Annotated in this window: 20 protein-coding genes and 4 tRNA genes; 6 read left to right on the top strand and 18 right to left on the bottom strand. The window is 38.4% G+C overall.

What is annotated here, in order from left to right; all coding sequences use genetic code 11:
• Window positions 1–29 precede the first annotated feature (29 nt).
• From OXU73_02010 to OXU73_02000, 3 genes are all read right to left on the bottom strand, one after another.
• Window positions 30–212 (bottom strand): hypothetical protein, encoded by a 183-nt coding sequence (locus tag OXU73_02010; protein ID MDD9868080.1) that lies wholly within the window; start codon window positions 210–212, stop codon window positions 30–32.
• An 855-nt stretch (window positions 213–1,067) separates the two neighbouring features.
• Complete coding sequence (locus OXU73_02005) at window positions 1,068–2,021, bottom strand: hypothetical protein (protein MDD9868079.1); 954 nt, start codon at window positions 2,019–2,021, stop codon at window positions 1,068–1,070.
• A 78-nt stretch (window positions 2,022–2,099) separates the two neighbouring features.
• A complete protein-coding gene (locus OXU73_02000) occupies window positions 2,100–2,423 on the bottom strand; it encodes a hypothetical protein (GenBank protein MDD9868078.1) in 324 nt (107 codons plus the stop codon).
• Window positions 2,424–2,463: 40 nt separating this feature from the next.
• Between OXU73_02000 and miaA the strand changes: the two genes are divergently transcribed.
• On the top strand, window positions 2,464–3,345 hold the full coding sequence (gene miaA, locus OXU73_01995; protein MDD9868077.1) for a tRNA (adenosine(37)-N6)-dimethylallyltransferase MiaA: 882 nt from the start codon (window positions 2,464–2,466) through the stop codon (window positions 3,343–3,345).
• A 60-nt stretch (window positions 3,346–3,405) separates the two neighbouring features.
• Here miaA and OXU73_01990 read toward each other — a convergent pair whose 3' ends face one another.
• A complete protein-coding gene (locus OXU73_01990) occupies window positions 3,406–3,846 on the bottom strand; it encodes a hypothetical protein (GenBank protein ID MDD9868076.1) in 441 nt (146 codons plus the stop codon).
• Between the two features lie 206 nt (window positions 3,847–4,052).
• Here OXU73_01990 and OXU73_01985 point away from each other — a divergent pair, with 206 nt between their 5' ends.
• Window positions 4,053–4,277, top strand: coding sequence for a DUF378 domain-containing protein (locus OXU73_01985; GenBank protein MDD9868075.1), 225 nt, complete (start codon window positions 4,053–4,055; stop codon window positions 4,275–4,277).
• 1,080 nt (window positions 4,278–5,357) lie between these two features.
• Here the strand turns inward: OXU73_01985 and OXU73_01980 are convergent.
• From OXU73_01980 to OXU73_01935, 10 genes are all read right to left on the bottom strand, one after another.
• Window positions 5,358–5,429: transfer RNA gene (locus OXU73_01980), tRNA-Trp, on the bottom strand.
• Window positions 5,430–5,433: 4 nt separating this feature from the next.
• Window positions 5,434–5,610 carry a 50S ribosomal protein L33 gene (gene rpmG / locus OXU73_01975; protein MDD9868074.1) on the bottom strand — a complete coding sequence of 59 codons (177 nt, stop codon included), beginning with the start codon at window positions 5,608–5,610 and terminating at the stop codon, window positions 5,434–5,436.
• A gap of 56 nt (window positions 5,611–5,666) precedes the next feature.
• On the bottom strand, window positions 5,667–5,999 hold the full coding sequence (locus OXU73_01970) for a pilin (protein MDD9868073.1): 333 nt from the start codon (window positions 5,997–5,999) through the stop codon (window positions 5,667–5,669).
• Window positions 6,000–6,076: 77 nt separating this feature from the next.
• Window positions 6,077–6,517 (bottom strand): hypothetical protein, encoded by a 441-nt coding sequence (locus OXU73_01965; GenBank protein ID MDD9868072.1) that lies wholly within the window; start codon window positions 6,515–6,517, stop codon window positions 6,077–6,079.
• Between the two features lie 172 nt (window positions 6,518–6,689).
• Window positions 6,690–7,010 (bottom strand): hypothetical protein, encoded by a 321-nt coding sequence (locus OXU73_01960; GenBank protein ID MDD9868071.1) that lies wholly within the window; start codon window positions 7,008–7,010, stop codon window positions 6,690–6,692.
• An 835-nt stretch (window positions 7,011–7,845) separates the two neighbouring features.
• Entirely contained in the window at window positions 7,846–8,217 is a 372-nt protein-coding gene (locus OXU73_01955; GenBank protein ID MDD9868070.1) for a hypothetical protein, read from the bottom strand.
• Window positions 8,218–8,679: 462 nt separating this feature from the next.
• Window positions 8,680–8,762 (bottom strand) — tRNA-Tyr (locus tag OXU73_01950).
• A 42-nt stretch (window positions 8,763–8,804) separates the two neighbouring features.
• Entirely contained in the window at window positions 8,805–11,546 is a 2,742-nt protein-coding gene (locus OXU73_01945; protein ID MDD9868069.1) for an AAA family ATPase, read from the bottom strand.
• Window position 11,547: 1 nt separating this feature from the next.
• Window positions 11,548–12,423 carry a hypothetical protein gene (locus tag OXU73_01940; protein MDD9868068.1) on the bottom strand — a complete coding sequence of 292 codons (876 nt, stop codon included), beginning with the start codon at window positions 12,421–12,423 and terminating at the stop codon, window positions 11,548–11,550.
• 35 nt (window positions 12,424–12,458) lie between these two features.
• Window positions 12,459–13,694, bottom strand: a complete 1,236-nt coding sequence (locus OXU73_01935) for an aminotransferase class V-fold PLP-dependent enzyme (GenBank protein MDD9868067.1) — start codon at window positions 13,692–13,694, stop codon at window positions 12,459–12,461.
• Window positions 13,695–13,771: 77 nt separating this feature from the next.
• Between OXU73_01935 and OXU73_01930 the strand changes: the two genes are divergently transcribed.
• The 4 genes from OXU73_01930 (at window position 13,772) to OXU73_01915 (ending at window position 15,813) form a co-directional block, all read left to right on the top strand.
• Window positions 13,772–15,280 (top strand): GTP-binding protein, encoded by a 1,509-nt coding sequence (locus tag OXU73_01930; GenBank protein MDD9868066.1) that lies wholly within the window; start codon window positions 13,772–13,774, stop codon window positions 15,278–15,280.
• 26 nt (window positions 15,281–15,306) lie between these two features.
• A complete protein-coding gene (locus OXU73_01925; protein MDD9868065.1) occupies window positions 15,307–15,627 on the top strand; it encodes a ribosome-binding factor A in 321 nt (106 codons plus the stop codon).
• A tRNA-Cys gene (locus OXU73_01920) sits at window positions 15,618–15,689 on the top strand. Before OXU73_01925 ends, OXU73_01920 begins: the two co-directional genes overlap by 10 nt.
• A 38-nt stretch (window positions 15,690–15,727) precedes the next feature.
• Window positions 15,728–15,813, top strand: a tRNA-Leu gene (locus OXU73_01915).
• A 67-nt stretch (window positions 15,814–15,880) separates the two neighbouring features.
• On the opposite strand, the gene OXU73_01910 is transcribed toward OXU73_01915, so the two are convergent.
• The 4 genes from OXU73_01910 to OXU73_01895 form a co-directional block, all read right to left on the bottom strand.
• Window positions 15,881–18,553: a DEAD/DEAH box helicase family protein gene (locus tag OXU73_01910; GenBank protein ID MDD9868064.1), complete on the bottom strand. Its 2,673-nt coding sequence runs from the start codon at window positions 18,551–18,553 to the stop codon at window positions 15,881–15,883.
• 6 nt (window positions 18,554–18,559) lie between these two features.
• Complete coding sequence (locus OXU73_01905) at window positions 18,560–20,785, bottom strand: site-specific DNA-methyltransferase (protein MDD9868063.1); 2,226 nt, start codon at window positions 20,783–20,785, stop codon at window positions 18,560–18,562.
• A 76-nt stretch (window positions 20,786–20,861) separates the two neighbouring features.
• Window positions 20,862–21,464, bottom strand: a complete 603-nt coding sequence (locus OXU73_01900) for a DUF4411 family protein (protein MDD9868062.1) — start codon at window positions 21,462–21,464, stop codon at window positions 20,862–20,864.
• Window positions 21,461–22,209 (bottom strand): ImmA/IrrE family metallo-endopeptidase (locus OXU73_01895; protein ID MDD9868061.1); only part of this gene is annotated, 749 nt, incomplete at its 5' end. The genes OXU73_01900 and OXU73_01895, both read right to left, overlap by 4 nt.

The following is a 22,209-nucleotide window of genomic DNA, read 5'->3' as shown; positions in this document are numbered from 1 at the left end:
TCAATAAATTTTTTTCTAACTTTTTTTAATTAAGATAGTCTTAATTTAGAACCTGCGAGGTATGCATAAAGCACCACAACAACGGTATCAACAAGATTCCATAACCAACCCGGTTCGGTTGCTGACCACTCTCCAACAAAATACTGGTAAATGGTTATCAAACCAAGAATCAAAAGCAACACAAACACCGTTTTGTTCATATCATTCTTCATTACAAGGTAATACCAAATCGGAGTAATGATGAAACAAATATTTAATACAACCCAAAAATCAGGGTTATTTGTTATAGCAAAATTTATAACGGTTGCAATAGAAACTATTAACAAATACACCCTAAAAATACAAACACTTTGTGACATATCTAATATTTAATGTTTAATCTTTGTAACTATACATTAATTTTAACATAAAATCTAAAGCCCATATGATTATGGGAATATATGATGTTAAAACCCCAAAATGCCATTAATAAAGGGCTAATAGCCACCCGCCCCAGACCCCCTTGACAAAAATATGCCACCTACGATAGTATTAATAGTGGAAGCTTTAGGGAGATAAACTGCATTTAGCCTGTCGGGGTAATGAGGATTCTTGATTCCAAAAAGCCTGCGGACGAGGACAACTACTAAGTGCTGTTTATTTAGGTGAGGAGTTGCTCACTTACGCCACGACAAACAGCTTGTGTCCGTTCCCTAACTTCCATCTTAAGCCACCTGCGAAGGTGGCTTATTTAATGCACTATAAGAGAAGAGCGGCAAAATAATCCACAGACAATTTTTGATAATTTACAATCTTCTGACCAATTGATATTATATACTCTATATTAGAGTTCTTTGAATAGCGAGGTGATTTGATATGAAAGATGTGGAGCGTGAGCATTCCTGCAGTAATTGTGGAAATGTAGAGAGTCACAATTTCTCACTGAAAAAGAGAAGTTGTGGGTGTGGCGGAGTAATGATGCCACGCTGTGAGCTTTGGTATCGTGCCATGGACCACAAGGTACATCCAGAACTCCCCGCTTAACACATAGGAAGGTGTGTAATCTTACACACCTTCCATTTCTTTTTTTATCTAACAAACTTATTTCTCTCAACTTCTATTTCCGTATTCTCAAAGATACCGCTTTCTCCTATAAACCTCACAGAAACAATATGTCCCCTGTCTGTTTCCTCAAAAGACAGCCCATCAACCGACACACCATTAGGAAGAACTATAGAATCCCTCTGCTTTGCGAGAGGATAAGTAAAGCTTTTATCCCTCTTCTTAAACAAAATCAAATACGCCATCTCTTCCCCCCTATCAAGACTCACAGAAGCAGGCAATACCAACAAATTACTTTCTCCCAAAAGTATCGCCTTGTCAGTCAAAAATGATATTGTTCCTATACCATCACCTCCGAAGTCATAAAGACCGCTAACAAAATCTCCATTTTCCATTCTTTCTATCATCAAGAATCTTTGATCCTCTCCCACATCTCCAATAATCTGACTCTTAAGCAAGTAAGCCTCTATCTCGTCCAATTGATTGTCAAAACTACACTCATAACTATTCTCTATCCATTCCCCATTATTTTCCAAACAAAAATCTTTCAGAGAATCCGCATTTGATTCAGAAAGAGTGAATATCCCAAAACCAAGAATTGCAAGAGCTATTAATAATTTTGTTGCAAAGTTTTTTGGATTCTTAAAGAGAAAAATACCAACTGCAAGCGCAACAATCAAAGGTATCGCCACAAAGACAAAAATTTCAACCATTCCAAAGACACTAGTGTATTGCGATGACAAAGCGCCAATTTGAAAAGCGTAAAACATAGCAGGAAGAAATATAACAAGAGTAATCCACAGATTTCTTTGTTCCCTACCACTTGGCATTAAATTCTGAGCAAAGAAAATAAGAAGAAGCAAAATTGAACCACCCAAAAAGAAAGTAATAGCATTCTCAAAACTGCTTAAAGTTAGCGGCATGCCTAAAAGAAAAGCAACCAATCCCCCCACAAGCGAATATCTATATTTGTAAACCATATTGTCTATATATTATGATTATCAATAACTATATACAATATGGTAGCACCGCCCCTTACAATATGCAATATATGGTGTTTAGCCCAATTTCCCCAAAATAAATACCGTAGCAAGCGCAAACAAAGCAATCAAAACAACCCCAACCGCATCCATCGTTTTTTCCATTTTGAACGCCTGAACAAAATACCTAAAACCAGCAACAAACCAAAGCAAAAAACAAAGAGTGAGAAAAGCATTATCCCAGTTTTGTATGCCCAACCTGATAAATATAGGCAATATAAATACCGAAATGGAAAGCAAACCCACAATGGTAATTAAAAGAAACCTTGCCGAGAAATTTCTTCTCTCCCTCGGTCTTCCAAAAAGATTATCAATTATAAAATCTATCACTTCATCAACCATATATAAAATTATATAATAATATAAAGACCTTACTTATTCTATGGAAAAAATAATTGTAATAACAGGACCCACAGCAAGCGGAAAAAGCGTCCTTGCAGTTGATATCGCACTTAAATTAAATGGTGAAATTGTCTCAGCTGATTCTCGCCAAGTATACAAAGACCTTGATGTTGGCACAGAAAAAATTAAAAAAGAGCAGATGATGGGTATCCCCCACCACCTGATAAGCATAATCAAACCAACAGAAACATTTTCAGCTTATGAATATGAAAAAAGAGCCGTTGAAACAATTGATGATATACTAGCAAGAAAAAAAATCCCCATCATTTGTGGCGGAACAGGTTTTTATATAGACACAATATGCTTTAAAAATTCTCTCGCAGAAGTTGAACCAAACAAAGAATTAAGAGAAAAACTTTCAGACAAAACCAACGAAGAAATATTTAAAATACTTGAGAAATTAGATAAAAAAGTCGCAAACGACATAGATAAAGACAACCCATTAAGAGTTGTAAGAGCAATTGAAATAATAAAAAAACTTGGCTACCTACCAAAGAGAAAAATGGAAAAGAGATATGATGCGCTGTTTATTGTCCTCTCTGCACCAGAAGAAATACTTCTCCAAAGAATAAAACAAAGATTAGACAACTCTTGGAATTCTCTGATAAATGAAACAAAAAAATGTATAAAAGACGGAATTGATAAAAAAAGACTTTCTCAATTAAGCATGTATTACAGATTTGCTATTGAATTTATTGAAGAAAATATAGACAAAGAAACAGCACAAGAAAACATCATAAAAAAAGTAAGATTATACTCAAAACAACAAATCAGATGGCTCAAAAGAAACCCCCACATCCAACAATTCCTATACAACGACACCAAAGGAATTAATGACTACATAAAAAAATCTTTAGAGTAGCGGAAAAATAGAGAAAGCCCTGCAACCATTTCGCCGAAACAGTTGCAGGGCTTCTTGGGCTCACATTCGGGACCTGCTGGATGAAGAACCATCTCCATCTTTAGGAACCAGGATAACTCTGGTATCCCTATCAGAGTTCCCCAAAAGTTCATATGGGACTGGGGAAACAGCCATTATGTTACCATAGTGGCAAATTTTGACACCCAACTTGATCCCACAAGAAGCATGATTTGGAATCTTCATCCCATCAGGGAAAAAGCCCATCATCTTAGGGGGGTTTTTGAGAGACAGTCTGTAAAAATACCAGGTATCTTTTTCCCATTTCGTTTGAGAATGATATGTGATTGTAGAAAGCACACCGAGGGAAAAACTAGCAACAAGAAAAACAAAATACCGCATTCTTCTTGTAGCATTTTCTGCTTTTGCCTGTGTCTGCTTCGCCCGTTTTACCACGTCCCCCACTTGACCTTCCACACTCCTTGCGTCTTCTTCAATTCCCATAAGTATATCCTCCGATTTGAAAAAGAACCAAACGAACACCGAGAAGCCGAAAGCATTCTCTTGATTTATTATAACAGAACTTACCCCCACCCGCAACCCACAAAAACTAAGAAGTAAAACCCACCGCCACCGCCTTATGATATGGTATAATGATTAGTTAACTGGAAAGTATCCAGTGATAATTGTTAATTAAAAACATAGGTCTTATGATGAGTGGATCACAAAAACTAACAATGGCTCTTATTGTCATCGGTGGAATTAACTGGGGACTTGTAGGAATTGGAAATTTTTTACAAAGAGATTGGGATGTTGTTAACTGGCTTTTCACCGACTTGCTTGGATGGAATGTCGTTACAAATATAGTGTATGTAGTAGTTGGTATAGCAGCAATAGCGGCTATAGTGACTATGTCAAATTGTAAAAAACAATAATAAATACCGAGACAAAGCAAACAAAAACCCACAATACACGCAGGGTTTTTGCTTAACACAAAGAGAAACCACCAACCTCATTGGGTTGGTGGTTTAATTTCACAGTCACCAAAATCCTCGTCTAAGGATCTTGACAGCCATTTGTTCCAGCAAGCCCTACATCTACCTTTTGGGCAGAGTTTTTCCGATAACTCTCCACACTCCTTGCAGGGCTTGAGGTCTTTTTTTGGCTTCTCACAATGACTGCATTTATTATTTCTGCCTAAAAATTTCTGACACCTTGGACATTTTGGCATAGACATAACCCACTCCCTCCTAAAAGAACCTAATATAATTATATGTTAAACGAGCAACCACATCAAGCAAGATGATAATTAAAAAGAGTAGGCATCCTGCCTACTCTTTGCTTGAAAGATGATGGACCTTACCGCTCGTCTTGCTGGTTCTCGTCCCTGGTTGCATCACCATCTTTCTTTTCCGCCACCATACTGTTAATCCCGTCAAAGATTCGGGATACATCAGCCGGTATTGCTTTCTCACTCATCACAAATCCTCCTTCTTAAGAACAAAGGTGAATCAACCAATTTCTTGATTGCTAATACAATGATTACACATCCCCAACCCATTGTCAATGCGTATTATAATATATATATTATAATACTAAGCCACTTGCAAGCACGAGTCCGACCTTTGCGAGCTTGCGAGCAAAATCAAGCGAGGCGGTGAAACCGCCGAGCGATAATGAATAGAAGCGAACAAAGTGAGCGAGCGGGTCCACCAGGACTTGAACCTGGAACGGTGCTTTGAGCCTGCGAAAGGAAAATAGAGGAGACCACTGGTCTCCAAAATATAATATGAAATAGATTGTAATGCGTGAGTCCGACCGCAACGAATTTATGAGTTGCGTCAAGCGAACGGCTTTGCCGTTCGCGATAATGAATAGAAGCGAACGGAGTGAGTGAGCGGGTCCACCAGGACTTGAACCTGGAACGGTGCTTTGAGCCTGCGAGAAAAAAAATAGAGGAGACCACTGGTCTCCAAAACACAATATTAAAGTATGCGAGAATATAGATAACGCGGCGGGTCCACCAGGACTTGAACCTGGAACGGTGGTTTTGGAGACCACTGTTTTGCCAATTAAACTATAGACCCAATTTTATTTCTTCTTCTCCTTGTATAATACATGTTTTTTTAGAGTGGGATCGTATTTTTTTAAGGTCAAAGGTTGAGGCGCCCCTCCTCCTTTTTTGGCTTGGGCTTTTTTCTTACGCCTTGACCAATATACATGAGGGCTTTTTGTTGAAACCAGTCTTATAAGATTATCTTGTGACATTATGAAAAGTATATATATAGGTTTATAAAATGTCAATAACTACCAATTTCAACGCCCTAATTAAAGATTTGGTCGGTAATACTGCTATTTGCCAAAGTTGAAAATATTATCTCAAAAATCAACCATGCAGACAAAAGCAAAACAAGCCCCACAAATGCCGTTGCCACCATCTTTCTTGCCTCTTCCCTTTTTGTCGGCTGATTTCCAAAAAAAATATAATTGATAGTAGCATAAAAAAGAACTCCCCCAGCCGCAACAAAACCGAGTATTATTAAAAAATCTAAAATATTATTTACCAACATAATTAAATCTTCATAACCACATCCTGAACCCTCACAATCTGGTGAAATTTTTTTGGTCTCATCTGTCTGAGCAAAAACATAATTCATATACCTATATTGTAATATATAAAAACAAACTGGGTCGGCTGTATCCATACAACCGACCCGCTTTTAGACTCTATGGTCTATTCTAAGAATGGTGGTAAAAGAGGAAGTTGGCCGTTTTTCTCGTCTTCTATCTCCCGTTTTCTCAACTTGACCAATTCTTTACCAAACCTGTAGATCTTTGTGCCATTTTCGTCGCAGTCTCTGAAAATGGGAAATGTATACACAAAAATCTTTGAGCCGCACTTACCCCTTTTGTTGCCTCTCTCTTCTGCTTCTTTCATAAAGCGCAGCACCACATTAACGCTGGTAAGAGACAAAGATACCCTTCCCTTTCTTTTTTGGAATAGGTCTTTCAATTCCTCTTTAAGGGAGTCAAGGCTAAAATAAGTCAAGTTCATTTCATTTCCCCACCTACAGACATGAAGATACGAAGGTATGCGAGTGGCACCAGAACAATCATAGAGATTAGCCCTGATGACCCCGCTATTTTCCGCCTCCGACTTGATATGCCTTGTCATCTCAAAGTCCCTCCTAAAAAGAACATAATACAATTATATATAAATTATTATTTTATGTCAAGCAGATAACGGCAGATAGCAGCATATAAAAGAGAAAAGACCAACCATCCATTGATTGATCTTTTGCTACGGGTTCTACGACCCATTTTGTTATGGAAGTTAGGACAGCAGGTCAGCTCGGATTGTGGGTGTTCTCAAGTGAAATCAGGTGGTTCCTAATTTCATCTAAAAGATCCTTACCCAGAACCTGGATGATCGCCCTGCACCGAGACCGAGGGGTACTCTTTTTCCTAAACTGTATGGTTACCTGACCATCAATGTTGATGTCATGCATAACATTCATGGTTGTCATATCCACAAGACTTACGATGAAGTCCTTGAAGCAGTCGGAAGTTTTGAAAGGGTGGTCATAAAACCTTCCCTCCCATTCATCCATCTTATCATTGTGAATATAGAAAACCACATTGATTTTGGCATCAGGATTTCCAAACATCCTTTCTTTTGTGCCAGGCAGTTGGTGTGTTACCACAAAAACCTCCTTGGGATTTCTCCCACTAAAAGAACATAGGATAATTATATACCAAGCCGACAATTTTGTCAATAAAAAGCCCGCCAACCACAAGGGTTGGCGGGCGACGATCACGCTGACGGACTGACAGAAACACCTGTTGCTATCGCGGACAGCCCTGCTGTCCGCTTGACGCAACTTGCAGGCTCGTTGCAGTGGTTGAACTTACGCTTTGGCGATTAGCCTCGTTTTTCCACTCGGCTTCGCACTTACGACACCTGCCGCTCTCCTTGAGAAGCGCTTTGTTCCCACAAGATACGCACTCCTTCGCTGTCCGTTGCCACCACGCTTGATAGCACCTTCCACACATTTGCCTTGCAAGATGGGCGCAGAGCTCTTTGCAAACTATGCATACAACCTCTGGTCTCAAAGTTATATAGCAAGCATTGCAATAACCCCCCGAGCATTCAATCTTCTCTTCCTTACAACCCCTACAAATAATTTTGCTTCTTTTTCCATAGCAAGGATGACACAAACCACCACCATGGATAAGTGCCATTTTCTTACAACCCCAACATTTCTTTTTCGGCCTTATCTCGTCATAGCAGGGGCGACACCTTCCTCTTGTGTGTGGAATTACCATCCGACCACATGTCCCCTTGCACCTCACCTTCTTTCTTGCCATTGCTTGATTCCTCCTAAAAAGAACCTATATATAATTATACGCCACAAACAAACTAAAATCAAGCGAGGCAACAACAAGGGAAAAGAAAAAGCCACAGCAAATCCATTTGTTGTGGCTTCGGCATTGATAGTTGGTTTAGGTTTGTGTTCCAAAACCCTTGCCACTATCCAGGCACTCCAGTATATCCATATACTCTATGTTTTCCTGTAAGAAATCAGTTGCTTCTTTTGACAACCGCATGGCTTCCTTGATGCTATTCACATCTCTATCTTTCTCAAACTTTTCAGCCAATTCCTTTGCAGAATACAAATCTTCCCTTGTCTTGTTTGACCTTTCTGTTGGGTAATCTTTTTTTTCTTTGTAGGCTTTCTCAAGTTCATTCAGCAAATGGAGTTGCCAAAGGATTCCATTCCACACATTCACCACAAGAAGACTTGCATCAATTTCAACAAGTGTTGGTTTTATCATCTCTTCACCTCCTGTTTTGTTTTGAAAAGAACCTTCCAATTTTTATATTACACCATCTGCACCAGATGTCAAAAATTATTCAACCTATATAATAACCTCTGCCTTTGTAAAATAATAAAATATACTATTTTATTATAATTGGGTGGAGAGAAAGGGGGTGGCGAGGTGTGGGGCGGCTTGGAGTAGTATTATAATATATATATTATAATACTAAGTCGCTTGCAATAATAAACCAGATGTGCGCCGGAGAGGATTTTTCACTTGCTTCGCAAGTGAAACTGTTTTCTAAGCTCACTTCGTTCGCTAAGAAAAAAGCACCGAACTAAAAGCCCTAACGGGCTCAGTCGCTTCGCTCCTTTACTCTTTTATTTATTATCGCTCGGCGGTTTCACCGCCTCGCTTGATTTTGCTCGCAGGCTCGCAAAGGTCATAATCACGCCTTCCAATCTGTCATTTTTATCTAATCGCCATCGCGACTTCCACCCCACAAATAAACAGCAGTGCGCCGGAGAGGATTCGAACCTCTGAAGCCTTACGGCGACGGATTTACAGTCCGTTGCAATTGACCACTCTGCCACCGACGCGCAATTTAGAGTATAGCACAAAGTTTAAAATATAGCACAAAGTTAAACTTTTGTTTTCTTTGCCTTCTTTATTCCTGGCTTCACCCTGCCCTTTCTTGCCCTCTTATCAGCAGATATATTTATAGAAAATGTCTTGTCTTTATCAAGATCAACCACTATTATCGCGTTTTCCATAATACCGTTAGAAAGCATCATTGATGCGATTGGCGTTAATATCTTGTCCTGTATAACCCTTCTCAAAGGTCTTGCCCCATATTCCCTATCATAACCAATCCTTGCAAGCTCTTTGTCTGCTGCATTAGAAATTTTTATTGTTATGTCTTTTTGTGCGAGACGCTCAGTAACTTCCTTAATCTGTTGCTTTACGATATCCCTCATCACCTGTTCAGACAACGGTCTAAAGACAATAGCATTATCAAGACGGTTGAGAAACTCTGGCTTGAAGAATTTTTTCACATCCTCCATCACCTTTGTCTTTATCTGTTCATAAGAATCTTTTTGATCTTCATCACTCACTTGATAATCAAAACCAATAGTCTTCAAAGATTTAATATATTCCGAACCAATGTTTGATGTAAGAACAATCACCGTATTTCTGAAATTCACCTTTCTGCCCTTGTTGTCCGTGAGAACACCATCATCAAGCACCTGCAAAAGTATATTATAAACATCTGGGTGCGCTTTTTCTATCTCATCAAACAAAATCACAGAGTATGGTCTATGACGAACTGATTCAGTAAGACTGCCCGCCTCTTCAAAGCCCACATAACCAGGAGGCGCGCCTATCAATTTAGAGACAGAATGTTTTTCCATATACTCAGACATATCAACCCTTATGAGCGCCTTATCCGTATCAAACAAAAACTTTGCAAGTCGCTTTGTCAGTTCTGTTTTTCCCACACCAGTAGGACCAAGGAACATAAATGAACCTATCGGTCTTTCTGGATCTGAAATTCCAACTCGCGAACGCTTTATCGCCTCTGACACAAGAGAAACAGCCTCTTCCTGCCCCACAATCTGCCTCCCCAAAACATCCTCCATCCTTGATAGCTTTTTCATTTCACTTTCCAACATCCTTGACACAGGAACCCCAGTCCAACGAGAAACAACAGCCGCAATCTCTTCCTCCGCCACTTCTTCTTTAAGAACCCTTCTTGTCTTCTGAAGCTTGTTTAATTTTTTATTCTTTAATTCCAAATTTTTTGTAAGCTCAGGCAACACACCATACCTTATCTGAGCCGCAGTGTCCAAATTCCCTGCATCCTGCGCCTTTTCTGCTTCGTTCTTACTCTCCTCAATCTCTCTCTGCATTCTTTTGATATCTGATATTATACTTTTTTCATTTTTCCACCTTGTCTCAAGTTCCCTAACACTCTCTTTCAAATCACCTATTTTCTTTTCTATAACTCTTATTCTCCCAAGCGTTTTTCTATCCTTAGTGTTCTCATAATCTTGTTCAAGTGCCTTCTGCTCTATCTGAAGGCGTATTATTTTTCTATCAGCATCTTCAAGAACTGGCGGCTTGTTTTCAAGAGATATACGAAGCGTGGATGCCGCCTCATCAACAACATCAAGCGCCTTGTCAGGTAAATATCTATCAGTTATATAACGGCTACTCAACTGGACAGCAGACACGATAGCATCATCAGAAATTCTTATGCCGTGAAATAGTTCATATTTATCCCTCAATCCGCGAAGTATTGAAACAGTGTCGTCAATAGAAGGCTCATGAACATGCACCGGCTGAAACCTTCTGGTGAGCGCAGAATCTTTTTCTATATATCTTTGATACTCTCTTAAAGTTGTCGCCCCAATCATTCTAAGTTCGCCACGCGCAAGCGCTGGTTTAAGAAGATTAGACGCATCCATCGCACTGCCTTCTGCGTTTCCCATTCCAACTATCGTGTGTATCTCATCTATAAAAAGCAATATCTTTCCTTCAGATTCATTTATTTCCTTCATAACCCCCTTTAACCTCTCCTCAAACTCACCACGATATTTAGTCCCCGCCAAAAGCAATCCCAAATCAAGCAAAAGAAGCTGTTTATTCTTCATTGACTCTGGGACATCCCCGTTGTTTATCCTGTTCGCCAACCCCTCAACAACCGCAGTTTTACCAACCCCAGTCTCCCCAACCAATATCGGATTGTTCTTAGTTCTCCTTGATAGGATCTGCGTCATCCTGTTTATCTCATTATCCCTGCCTATCACCGGGTCAAGTTTTCCTTGATATGCAAGTTCCGTTAAGTTACGCGTGTATTTTTCCAATATCTTATTTTTGCGAGGCGCAGCACCACCGGCACCACCAACAGTCACTTTGTTTTGTCTTATATCATTCACCAATTTAGACACACTCCCCACTTCAATTCCAAAACGATTTATTATCCTCACTGTTGATCCTGGATGACGCAACAAACCTATAAACAAATGCTCAGTTGAAATGTATGAGTCCTTGCGGTTGGTTGATTCATAAACCGCCGCTTCAAGTATTTCTGCAAACTCCGCCTTAGGCGACATATATAAAAACATACCCGACTCACTGCGATCTTCCAGATTGCTTGTCGGCATCCTCTCTATAACATCCAGCGTTGCATCAAGAACTGCCTGCGGATCAATCTCCATTTTTTCAAGTATCGCACTCACCATCCCATCCTCCTGCGACACAAGAGCAGCAAGCAAATGAGCGGAGCCAACCTCCCTTTGATTATGCTCAATTGCTATATCATTAGAATTCTTCAAAACTTCTTGCGCCTTCGTTGTAAATCTGTCAAATGGTCTTTTCATATTATATTTCTTCTTTATTTTCCTCCTCCACTTTTACTGTTGGTTTTTCTTCTTCCACAAAAGCAGACACCGTTGAAATGTAAGGTCCGCCACGACTCTGTGCTACTATACCAATCAATACCCTATTATAATTCAATATAGGAGCACCTATAGGCAAAATTGACAAATCAATTGAGGTTAAAATTGAAGAGCCATCAACCTTCCTTATAATACCCTCAGACACCGTTTCCGCCTCATCCAACACACCAAGCCCAAAAACAAAAGAACCCACAGACAAATCTTCCTCACTACTACTTAAAGATATAGGACTAACAACAAACTCCTCTTCCTTGAAAAGGATAGGCTTGAAGGACAAAGAATTCTTAGTAATCACATCAGCAGAAAGATTGATTTTTTCTTGCGTCCCATCCTTCTTTTCAAACACCGCAACATATTCCCTATTTACATTCAAACCCGCAGTTGAAACAATCAACCTCCCCTTTTCATTTATCACCAAACCACGCGCCACAACCTTTGCATTCTCATTATCCTTCTCATCTGAATTTATGATATTTACAGTTGCAACCCTAATGGAATCTATAATACCCAACAAATCTATCACACTACTAACAACATGAATATGCGGTGCATCCTTTGATGTTTCTGCCGCAGTAACTACATCACCCACACTTGGGCTTTCTATTTCATCAGCAGGAACCACTTGCTCAATCGTCCTCTCCACAATTCTATTTACCACTGTTCTTTTCTCAACATTCTCATTATCATTATCTTCATACAAAAGAGTAAAAACAGTTATTGTCGTTGCCACCGCTATTATAAAACTAACCAATATGGAAAGGAGTATGAGTTGGCTGTTGTTTAAATCCTGTATATCCATTTTGACCTAACCTCTATTATATCAAAAAATAGGTCCTACTTCAAGCAATTCCTCTCCTTGATAATTTCTGAGACAGCCGCGACAAAACCCCTTATATTAGAGCGAGTTGTCCCCCTCCCGAGAGTCACCCTCAACCCATCTTTTTGCACCTTACCCCCACCATTACCATTACCCCCACCATTACCATTACCCCTGCCGTTGCCATATATAGCCTCCAGCTCAACAGAGAACTCACTACACGCAGACTTCGTCCCAACCGAAAAACCCCTCACATCCAGCGACGCAGCAAGATACTCACTATCAACATTTGGTATATTGATAAACGCATAATGCGGAGCAATACCCGTTGTATCAATCCCATCCCTTCCATACAAAAAAACATCTGGAACAACCTCCCTCAACAAACGAAGCATCTCATCCCTAATCCTCCCAACATTTTCAAAATCCCTCTTCCGCCTCTCCTTACTTATCCTCATCGCCTCCGCAAAACCCGCAATCAACTCAATATTTTGAGTCCCAGACTTAAGACCCATCTCCTGCCCACCACCATAAAACATTGGCGAAATCTTAACAGAAGCATCCTTATACAAAACACCAACACCAGACGGACCATAAATCTTTATCCCATCCAAAGTGAGCATAGACACCCCAAGCAAATGCGGCTCACAAGAAAGATAAGAACCCGCCTGCGCCGCATCAGTGTGAAATGTTATACCACCCCTCGTTTTATTTATCGCCTCCGCAATCTGCTTTATCGGCTGCACAATCCCCAACTCACTACTCACATAACACACACTCACCATAACCGTATCCTCCCTTATCTGCTCAACAACCGACTCTGGACTTATCACACCCCGACCATCAGGCAACACCTTTGTCAGCTTCACACCCTTATTTTCAAGCATCTCCGCCGTCTTTATTATCGCAGGATGATCCATCAAACCAATTATGATATGCATATCTGAATACTCCCTCCCCCCATCACGAAGCGCCTTCACCCTACCCTGAAGTGCAAGATTATCCGACTCCGTTGCATTTTGAGTAAAAATAATCTCCGAAGGACGAACCTGCAAAATCTTTGCCACCGTCTCTCGCGATGTCTCAACAATATCCTTAGACCTCCTCCCCTCCTTATGATAAGAAAGATCATTCGCTATATTCGTATGCAACCTCTCCTTACCCACCCTATGAACAACCTTCAAAACAGCCTTATCAATAGGAGTATAAGAAGCGTGATCAAGATATATTCTTTTTTTAAACCAATTTTTCATTATTTAAAAATAAGGATATCACAATAATCAAGACACATCTTGTCAAAAAGCCCCCAATATTGTTATAATGTAAGGATATGGAACAGACAGACCACAAGCAAAACACAGATGTCAGACCACCAGTCGTTGTGATACTGGGTCATGTAAATCATGGCAAATCAACCCTACTTGAATACATAAGAAAAATAGAAATAGTAGACAAAGAACACGGCGGAATAACCCAGAGAATATCCGCCTATGAAATACACCACAAAACAAAAGAAGGCATAAAAAGAAACATAACCTTCCTTGACACACCAGGACACGAATCATTCCAACATATGAGACTTCACGGAGCAGAACTCGCAGACATCGCAGTCCTCGTAGTCTCCGCAGAAGAAGGAGTCAAAGCACAAACAAGAGAAGCCCTTGAAGCGATAAAAACAGCCAAAATCCCATTTGTTGTCGCATTCAACAAAATGGACACACCAAAAGCAGACATTGAAAGAGCAAAAATATCCCTACTTGAAAACGGAGTAATACTGGAAGGACTTGGCGGAGACGTATCCTTCACACCAATCTCTGCAAAAAAAGGAAGCGGCATTGACGACCTACTTGACCTCATAGTCCTCGCAGCAGACATTGAAAACTTCTCAGGCAACAGAAACAAAAAAGCCGAAGGCTTCGTCATAGAATCCCACATTGACCCCAAAAAAGGAGTCGCCTCCACCCTCCTCATAAAAAACGGATCATTCTCAACAGGCGACTACATAGTCGCAGACGGCATGATGACAAGAATCCGCAAAATAGAAAACGACAGAGGCGAATCCATCAAAAAAGCCACCTTCTCAAGCCCAATACTAATCCACGGCTTTGACTCACCACCCAACGCAGGCGGAATATTCAAAACATACCACTCAATAAACGAAGCAAGAAAAGCAGCAGAACAACACAACCTATCAAAAACCAAAAAAAGAAAAGCACCCATAACAATAGCAGAAAACGAAGAAACAAAAATAATCCCCATAACAATACTCGCAAAAGCAGGAACCGTATGCCTCCTTGAAGCACTTGAAAAAGAAATAGGACTAATAAAAAGCGACAAAGCCAACCTATGCATCGTAGACAGCGGAATAGGCGACATAACACAAAATGATGTCGTCCGCCTCAGAGACGACAAATACCCCATCGCAGTAGGCTTCCAAAACTCAATAAACCCAGAAGCAGCACTACTCGCAGAAGAAATCAAAATCCCCTGCAACTCCTTCAATGTCATCTACGACCTCACAAGATGGATAAGCGAAAAAGTTGAAGAATACACAAAAGCAGAATTTGGATCCATCACCGGCTCAGGCAAAGTCATCGCACTATTCAACAAAGAAAAAAAGACAGCCCTATGCGGCATCCTCCTCTCAGACGGCACCCTACACAAAGGCGAAAAAATAAGAATAATAAGAGACAGCCAGAAAATAGGCGAAGGCACCATACAATCCCTCAAAAAGAAAAACGAAACACTCAAAGAAGCAACAGTCGGAGAAATCGGGCTAATGATATCAACATCCACAGAGATAAATAAAGGCGATATGATAGAAGGATATGTAAAATAAGCACAAGCGGTGATAGAATGTAAATTATGCCACCCGTAAAAAGATTAGACAAAATAAATTCCCTACTCCGCACAGTAATAGGAGAATCCATCTCAAGAGTATTTAGAAATGGCGTCCTAATCACCGTAACAAGAGTAAAAACATCACCAGATCTTACAGTCGCAGTGGCATATTGCTCTGTCTATCCAAGTGAAAAAGAAAAAGATATAATAAACTCTCTAAACGACAAAAAAAATCGACACCTCATACACTTAGGAAAAGCAGACCTATTTATGAAAAGAACACCAAAATTAGAATTCCGCCTAGACACCAACCAAAACATAGACGGAATACACACGGCACGGTAGCCAAGTGGTAAGGCAGGGGTTTGCAAAACCTCTATACGCGAGTTCGATTCTCGCCCGTGCCTCAATCAAAAATTTATACTATAATCTATATTATCGCCTTGCCGAAGTGGCGGAATTGGTATACGCGCACGACTTAAAATCGTGTTCCCCTTGGGAATGAGGGTTCGACCCCCTCCTTCGGCACCAGTTGTTAAACTATGCCGAAGGAGCAAAGCAAACTGCTTTGCTTTGCGACCCCCTACTTCGCCACAATTTAATTTTTAAAATTGGTTATTATGTCAGCAAAATTTGATGGTCTATATTTATCAAACTCTTCTTGCTTCACATATAAAGCCGTGAATTTCGCTTTATTTTGAACCTTGTTTATATCTTCACACCATTGACACAACCTTTTCCATTTTTCTACAGAATCTAAGTCCTCACGACCTTTCGTTTCTATAATATAAACATCTTTATTTGATGTTTTTACAAAAAAATCTGGGTAATAATTGCTTATATTTCCATCTGCGTCTTTGTAATCAATTTTGAAATGTACGGCAAAGTAATTTTTTGCATAAGAAATAATATCATCACATTTCTCAAGAAAACCAGCAAATTCTAGTTCAAAATGACTATCACCAACAATTTTATTAAACACACTCTTTGTTGGGATAATGAAATCTTGCTCTTTTATAACAAACGGTCGCGATTTACTTATTTTGATATGGGCGCGAATTTCTGCTTCACCTTTATCAACAATAGTCAATTCGTTAATTTCCTTTTTGAATGTCTCAATAATTGTTTTTGTCGCCTCAAGTTCTGATAAATTTCGCAAAGTATTTGAATCTTCTAAATCAACTTTCCCTTCAAAAAGATAGTTAATAACAAAATCTTTCACTTTTCCATATAAAATATCATAGCCACTAACAAGCCGTAGGTCTTTCATAATGATTTGAGCAAAATAACCAATAACACTCTGATAATTGGGCATAAAATTACTATCAAATTCTATTTTATGTGTTATTTCTCCAGAAACTATATCACAAAAGACAATTTCCTTTTTTTCGCTTTCACTAAACTCCTTTATTTTTAATTTTTTATATTTGAAATCAATGAGTGCAAGTTCTGAAAGGTTTTTATATTCCCTATAAATTCTTGGTGTCAAAACAGGAATTTCAATATCCAGTTTTTCAATATCTTTTTTTACATTCTCATTATCAACCTCAATCACCAAAGGTGCTTTTGGTTTTGTCCCCTCTCCCATTTTTCGTTTTTCCAATTCAACCCCCTCACTCTTGATTGACTCAACAAAATCCATAAAAGCATCCGTTCCGATAACACTTACTTGTTCTTCAACATCTATTTCACTATACATTCTACGCAAACCACGACCCAATGTCTGCTCGGGCAAAATATTACTTTTAGAAGAATATGCTCGCAGTCCAACAATCGTTGTAACATTCCTTACATCCCACCCCTCTTTTAACATCAAAACAGAAACTATTGCTTTATATGGGCTATCCCATTTGTCAATTTCATTTGCTGCTTTTCTTAATCCTTTCAAGACTTCTTCTTTCTTTCCTGTAACAGATTCATAAATTTCACCATTATCTTTTGTATGAATAACCAAAGTTGAGTCTTTAAACTCTGGATAGGTGTTTTCAAGATATTCGGCAACATAATCACAATTCTTTGTGTCATCAGTCATCACAAAGAGCACTGCCTTCTTTTCCATTTTTTCGTGTACTTTGGATACCTTTTTCCATTCCTTATACCCAAGATGGATGTACTCCTTGTATTTTTCTGTAAAATTTACACTTTTATGCTCTCGCAATTTTGCACGACTTGCAGAAGTTGGAACCACAGGATGTTTCACCACATCCTGATGAATTGCTTCAACAAGAGGATAATCAGAAACTGTTTGCACAAATATTGCCCCATTATTATGTTTTGGTGTCGCTGTTACATCAATTTGTAAAGATAAAAATTTATCCTTCATCTTCATACTATTACTTATATCTTCAATAGACTTAAACCACGCAAGCCGTTCATCGTGTATATGATGTGCCTCGTCATTAAGAACCATAAGTTCATCTACACCTCTCACAATCGCCCCAAGATTTATCTTTGAATCACTTGTTTTAGCAACTGGTCTTGCTCCAAGAAAATAATCCATAGTATTCTCATCATCAGCACTTGGCACATTATCCTTGCTACTATAGACACGGTGTATATTTGTCAAAAAGATGTTTCCTATTTTTTGGGTAACTCTTACATCATCCTGCATATGAATTTTCATTTGAAAATCATCTTTCCAATTCTGCCCCTCAAATCCGTTGTCTGGTAAAACTGGATCTTCCCAAAATATCTTCAACCCATCAAAATCTGCTTTTATACGATCAAGAACAATGATGTTGGGAGTAATAAGTAAAAAATTGCGAGACAATTTTGAATCTTTCTCATAAAGTTTATGAAAATAACTCCATGCCACCAACAAACTTATCACTTTTGTCTTTCCACTGCCAGTCGCCATTTTGATAACCAAACGAAGCCAGTCTTCTGGGAACATACCAGAAGAAACCGCACCAGAGCTATCATAACGAATTAAATCATATTTATCTTTTACACCAGCCACTTCATAGCAATAAATAATTGTTTCGACTGCTTCGCGTTGTGCAAAATAATATTGAAAATTTATCATTCCATCAGCCGTTTCTACTGGATGCTCTGTTTGAAACCACCATTTCAAAAGTGCACGACTTGTATCACTAATACCCTCATAATTCTTTTTCCTCCACTCGTAAACTTCCTGCCTCAACTTATAAACAAGAGGTGGAAGTAGTTTCTCATATCCTTTTTCTCTAAGTGCCTCATCAGCAGGAAACCATCTGATTTTTGGATCAAGTATTTCATAGGGTGATTTTGGGAAGTTTTTATATAATGCCATAATATCTTATATCTTAACCTCAATTACTTTCATAGTATCATTTCCAAAAATATCAACAACCTTAACAGCAATTTGACGCCGCCCTGCATCACATTCATGGGTCACACTTTTTAACTCAATTTGTTTATTCTTTTTAGTTCTAAAACTCTGCCACTCATTCTCAAAAATAAAATTTCCAGTCCATTCTTCCTTGATTTCTCCATTCTCTTTCTTTAAATAAACAATTTCTTTTTTGCTGGCAAAATCAAAATCAACCGCCCAATAATCAATCCAATCCGTCCACTTCTTCGTCAAAACTTCTCTTGTAATTATCCCATCTTTATCTTTAGATATTTTGATTATATTGCCTTGTTCAATTAAGACCTTGCTTCCCTTCTTTTTCATATTAGCAATAACATTATCCACGATGTCTTGGTTGTAATACACAGAAAAATCAGTAAGTTCTATGGCAATCTTTCCTGGCATTCTTTTTCCAGCAGATTTTACATGTGGCTTTACCTCAATATATGAAACATCATGGAATTGAACTTGGTTTTTCTCAACTGCATATTTGTCAAAAACTTCTCGTGGGATATGCTTTAATGCAAGGTCTATACCCTTTTCTTTTGCAAACTCTACTGACAAACCCATTTCATATTCAAAAGATAAAACATCTACTTTTGTAATCTGTTTTTCAACACATTCTTTTATAACCTCCTCAATAAATAATCTTGAGGTGGGAAGACCAACTGGACCAATAGCAACAAGTCTTCCTAATTTTTTAGCAACAAAAGTTCTGAAATTGTCCACTGCTTCAGATTTGTATGCTCTGATAATGAGTTTTATAAAATCTGCCTCTTTTTTTGCAAGTTGTTTTACCCTTTCCTCCTCTCGTAAGTTTGTATTAACACCCATATAATACTGTCTTTCATATTTGCCAAGATTTAAAATTTCAAAAGCACGGTAATCCTTGCCGTCCTTTTTCAATTCTCGTTGGACATCAATCATTCGCTTCCTTGTTGTGTGAATTGCAAACTTACCAAGATCAGAACCAATCCATTTCCTACCCAGTTTTTCTGCCACTGCAAGAGTTGTTCCAGAACCACAAAAGAAATCAGCGACAAGGTCGCCCTCATTACTACTTGCTTTAATAATTCTTTCCAAAAGTGCTTCTGGTTTTTGGGTGGGGTAGCTCAGATTCTCCCGACTGCCAGCAGCCAAACCGAGAGAAGTGATGCGCCACACATCCGGGATCTTCTTTTTCTTCAGCAGCGTAGTGCCGTCTAGAGAAACTCGCACGAATTGTTTTATTCTAGGCGTGCCGTTTTTGGTCCGGAAAACTCGGCCTTCGGCCTCCAGCCGGGCGATGCTGGCGTCGGTGTAAGCGCCCTTTGGGATGGTATAAAAATACCGCCCCTGTTCGTCCTGTTTATATTTGGCAGGATTGAAGCGCTCATGCTCGTCGAAAGTCAGCTTGAAGCCGTGATTTTCCGTGATATTCTTTGCGTAACGGAACAACGTGTCGTGCTTGGAAGCAAACTTCAACGGACTTGGCGCTTGGGGCCCCTCGTAGTGCCAGACAATCTCGTTCACAAAATTCTCTTTTCCAAAAATCTCGTCCATTACCAATCTTATATAAGAATTCACTCGCCAATCACAATGCACATAGATGCTCCCATCTTCTGCTAATAAATCATGCATCAAACTTAATCTCTCATAAATCATAGGAATAAAAGAATCTGCTCCATTTTTCCAAGTGTCGCGATAAGCAATTTCTTCCAAAACATTTGCCTTTTTAGTTAATTCATCATCACCAACTTCAATTTTCATAGAAAAATCATATCCAACATCAAAGGGTGGATCAATATAAATAAGTTTTATACCACCCTGCTTTTCTATATGATCTCTCATTGCCCCACTTTTTAGACTGGATAAAATCAATTTATTGTCGCCCCAAATAAGCTTGTTTGACCACCCAGAAATCTGCCTACCCCTATCATCAAATAAACTCATTTGGAGTTTAGAATCTTCTGGTTTTTCTGCTCTTGGTTCATCCACCGATTCAATTGTCTGAAAGGGTAAAACGGTATTTGTTATCTCAGTAGTCTTTCCATTCCACAACAACTCAACCTCTCTTTTATCTCCAAACAACAGCCAACGATATTTTTCATCCAACGGTTTCCCAGACTCAATGCGTTTAATTACATCCCTCTTCTCATTATCACTCAAATTAATTTTATCCTGTTTCGCCATAAAAAATAGTTACAAACCAGTATATCACACCTCCCCTATTTCTCTGCCTTTTCCTCTATTCCCCGCCTCTAACATACTATGTGGTTATTATATTTATACTATGTCTTAATTGAAGACATTTAATATTAAACAATTGTGCCAAAGTGGGGATATTTAATTTTACCCTCTTCGTGTCTTTTGATGTTGTGGGCATAATTTCATCTGTTAATATAATTGCTTCCAACCCTTTTGATTGTAATTTATTTGCTTTTGCAATTAAAGGTAAATCGGCTTTTTCATTCGCAATAGTATCTTTATTTCCTCTAAACCAATCTGCATTTTTATCATATTTTTTCATAATACCAATACTATCTTCTTCATGAGTTTTTTCTTTATAAGGTTCAATTCTTTGTAAAAGATTTTTGATAAAATCATTCTCTTCTTTTTGTTCCTTTTGTTCTTTAAATTTTTTACCCATGGCTAATTTCTCTTTAGTGGTTTTTTGTGAAAGTTCTTTGATAGACTCACTATCTTCTTTTTCTTTTTTTAATTCTTCAAAGACCTTATCTATAACTAGTATCTCTTTATTCTTTATTTTTTTCTCTAATTTCTCCCATACAAACTTAAATCTAGGATCTTTAGGAGGATAAAATTCCAACATATCTAAAATGTATGATGTATCTAATAAATATTTCTTCATAGTAAGTATTTATCAACTTTGTTATATTTCACCCCAAGATATTTAGAAAATTCAGATTTGCTTATTTTTTTCGAATAAAAATTTTCTGATAAAACCCCTAAAAATTTTTTACTTGTTCTCTCCTTCTTTGTTGTGTGATAATTACCACTCACCCCGCCTTTGTCATTTTTGTTATTTTTGTCTTTAGCCGGCGCGTCTTGATTTTTGTATGATCTATTCAAAAAATCCCTCAGCTCCCTCTCACTCACAATCTCTAAGTCCTTAAACCTAATCATCAGGCTCATTTTACTTATAAAATGCTTTTCTGATAAAGCCTTGAGATTTTGTTTATTAAAGTTTTTGCCTTTCTCTATTTCTTCAGAAATCATAAAATGATATGCAAATCTATTACACCATTTTTCTATTCTTGTTTTTTCTCGATTTTCGGAAATCTCTATTTCCTGTTCACCCAAAAGATAGTGGGCAAATTCATGTAGTAATGTTGATATTTGAGAGACCTCGGGATAATCTGAATTAAGTAAAATTAACGGTGGCAACCCTCGATCCAAAAAAATACATCCGTATAGATTATCATCTAACCCTGCTCTGCCACCTTTATCATTCTTATTATTTTTAAAAACATAAACACCTTCGCCTTCAATTTTTTCTCTTAGAAATTTAAATACTTTATCTGCAGTATTTGCCTCTTCTTCTAAAAAATTATTAAAATCAAATTTTTCTCTATACAGTTTCGCAATTTTTTTTT

Source organism: Candidatus Campbellbacteria bacterium, from assembly GCA_028817035.1.
Lineage (GTDB): Bacteria > Patescibacteriota > Minisyncoccia > Phycocordibacterales > JABAAK01 > JAPPQH01.
This window is presented reverse-complemented; position numbering and strand designations above follow the sequence as displayed.

What these genes read in the sequence shown, in the direction of transcription:
- OXU73_01900 (MDD9868062.1), bottom strand. Translation starts at nt 21,464, where the DNA reads ATGAAGAAATATTTATTAGATACATCATACATTTTAGATATGTTGGAA.
- OXU73_01965 (MDD9868072.1), bottom strand. Translation starts at nt 6,517, where the DNA reads ATGACAAGGCATATCAAGTCGGAGGCGGAAAATAGCGGGGTCATCAGG.
- OXU73_01940 (MDD9868068.1), bottom strand. Translation starts at nt 12,423, where the DNA reads ATGGATATACAGGATTTAAACAACAGCCAACTCATACTCCTTTCCATA.
- OXU73_01910 (MDD9868064.1), bottom strand. Translation starts at nt 18,553, where the DNA reads ATGGCATTATATAAAAACTTCCCAAAATCACCCTATGAAATACTTGAT.
- OXU73_01905 (MDD9868063.1), bottom strand. Translation starts at nt 20,785, where the DNA reads ATGGCGAAACAGGATAAAATTAATTTGAGTGATAATGAGAAGAGGGAT.
- OXU73_01925 (MDD9868065.1), top strand. Translation starts at nt 15,307, where the DNA reads ATGCCACCCGTAAAAAGATTAGACAAAATAAATTCCCTACTCCGCACA.
- OXU73_01985 (MDD9868075.1), top strand. Translation starts at nt 4,053, where the DNA reads ATGATGAGTGGATCACAAAAACTAACAATGGCTCTTATTGTCATCGGT.
- OXU73_02000 (MDD9868078.1), bottom strand. Translation starts at nt 2,423, where the DNA reads ATGGTTGATGAAGTGATAGATTTTATAATTGATAATCTTTTTGGAAGA.
- OXU73_01930 (MDD9868066.1), top strand. Translation starts at nt 13,772, where the DNA reads ATGGAACAGACAGACCACAAGCAAAACACAGATGTCAGACCACCAGTC.
- OXU73_02010 (MDD9868080.1), bottom strand. Translation starts at nt 212, where the DNA reads ATGAAGAATGATATGAACAAAACGGTGTTTGTGTTGCTTTTGATTCTT.
- OXU73_01990 (MDD9868076.1), bottom strand. Translation starts at nt 3,846, where the DNA reads ATGGGAATTGAAGAAGACGCAAGGAGTGTGGAAGGTCAAGTGGGGGAC.
- OXU73_01935 (MDD9868067.1), bottom strand. Translation starts at nt 13,694, where the DNA reads ATGAAAAATTGGTTTAAAAAAAGAATATATCTTGATCACGCTTCTTAT.
- rpmG (MDD9868074.1), bottom strand. Translation starts at nt 5,610, where the DNA reads ATGTCACAAGATAATCTTATAAGACTGGTTTCAACAAAAAGCCCTCAT.
- OXU73_01945 (MDD9868069.1), bottom strand. Translation starts at nt 11,546, where the DNA reads ATGAAAAGACCATTTGACAGATTTACAACGAAGGCGCAAGAAGTTTTG.
- OXU73_02005 (MDD9868079.1), bottom strand. Translation starts at nt 2,021, where the DNA reads ATGGTTTACAAATATAGATATTCGCTTGTGGGGGGATTGGTTGCTTTT.
- OXU73_01970 (MDD9868073.1), bottom strand. Translation starts at nt 5,999, where the DNA reads ATGAATTATGTTTTTGCTCAGACAGATGAGACCAAAAAAATTTCACCA.
- miaA (MDD9868077.1), top strand. Translation starts at nt 2,464, where the DNA reads ATGGAAAAAATAATTGTAATAACAGGACCCACAGCAAGCGGAAAAAGC.
- OXU73_01960 (MDD9868071.1), bottom strand. Translation starts at nt 7,010, where the DNA reads ATGTTTGGAAATCCTGATGCCAAAATCAATGTGGTTTTCTATATTCAC.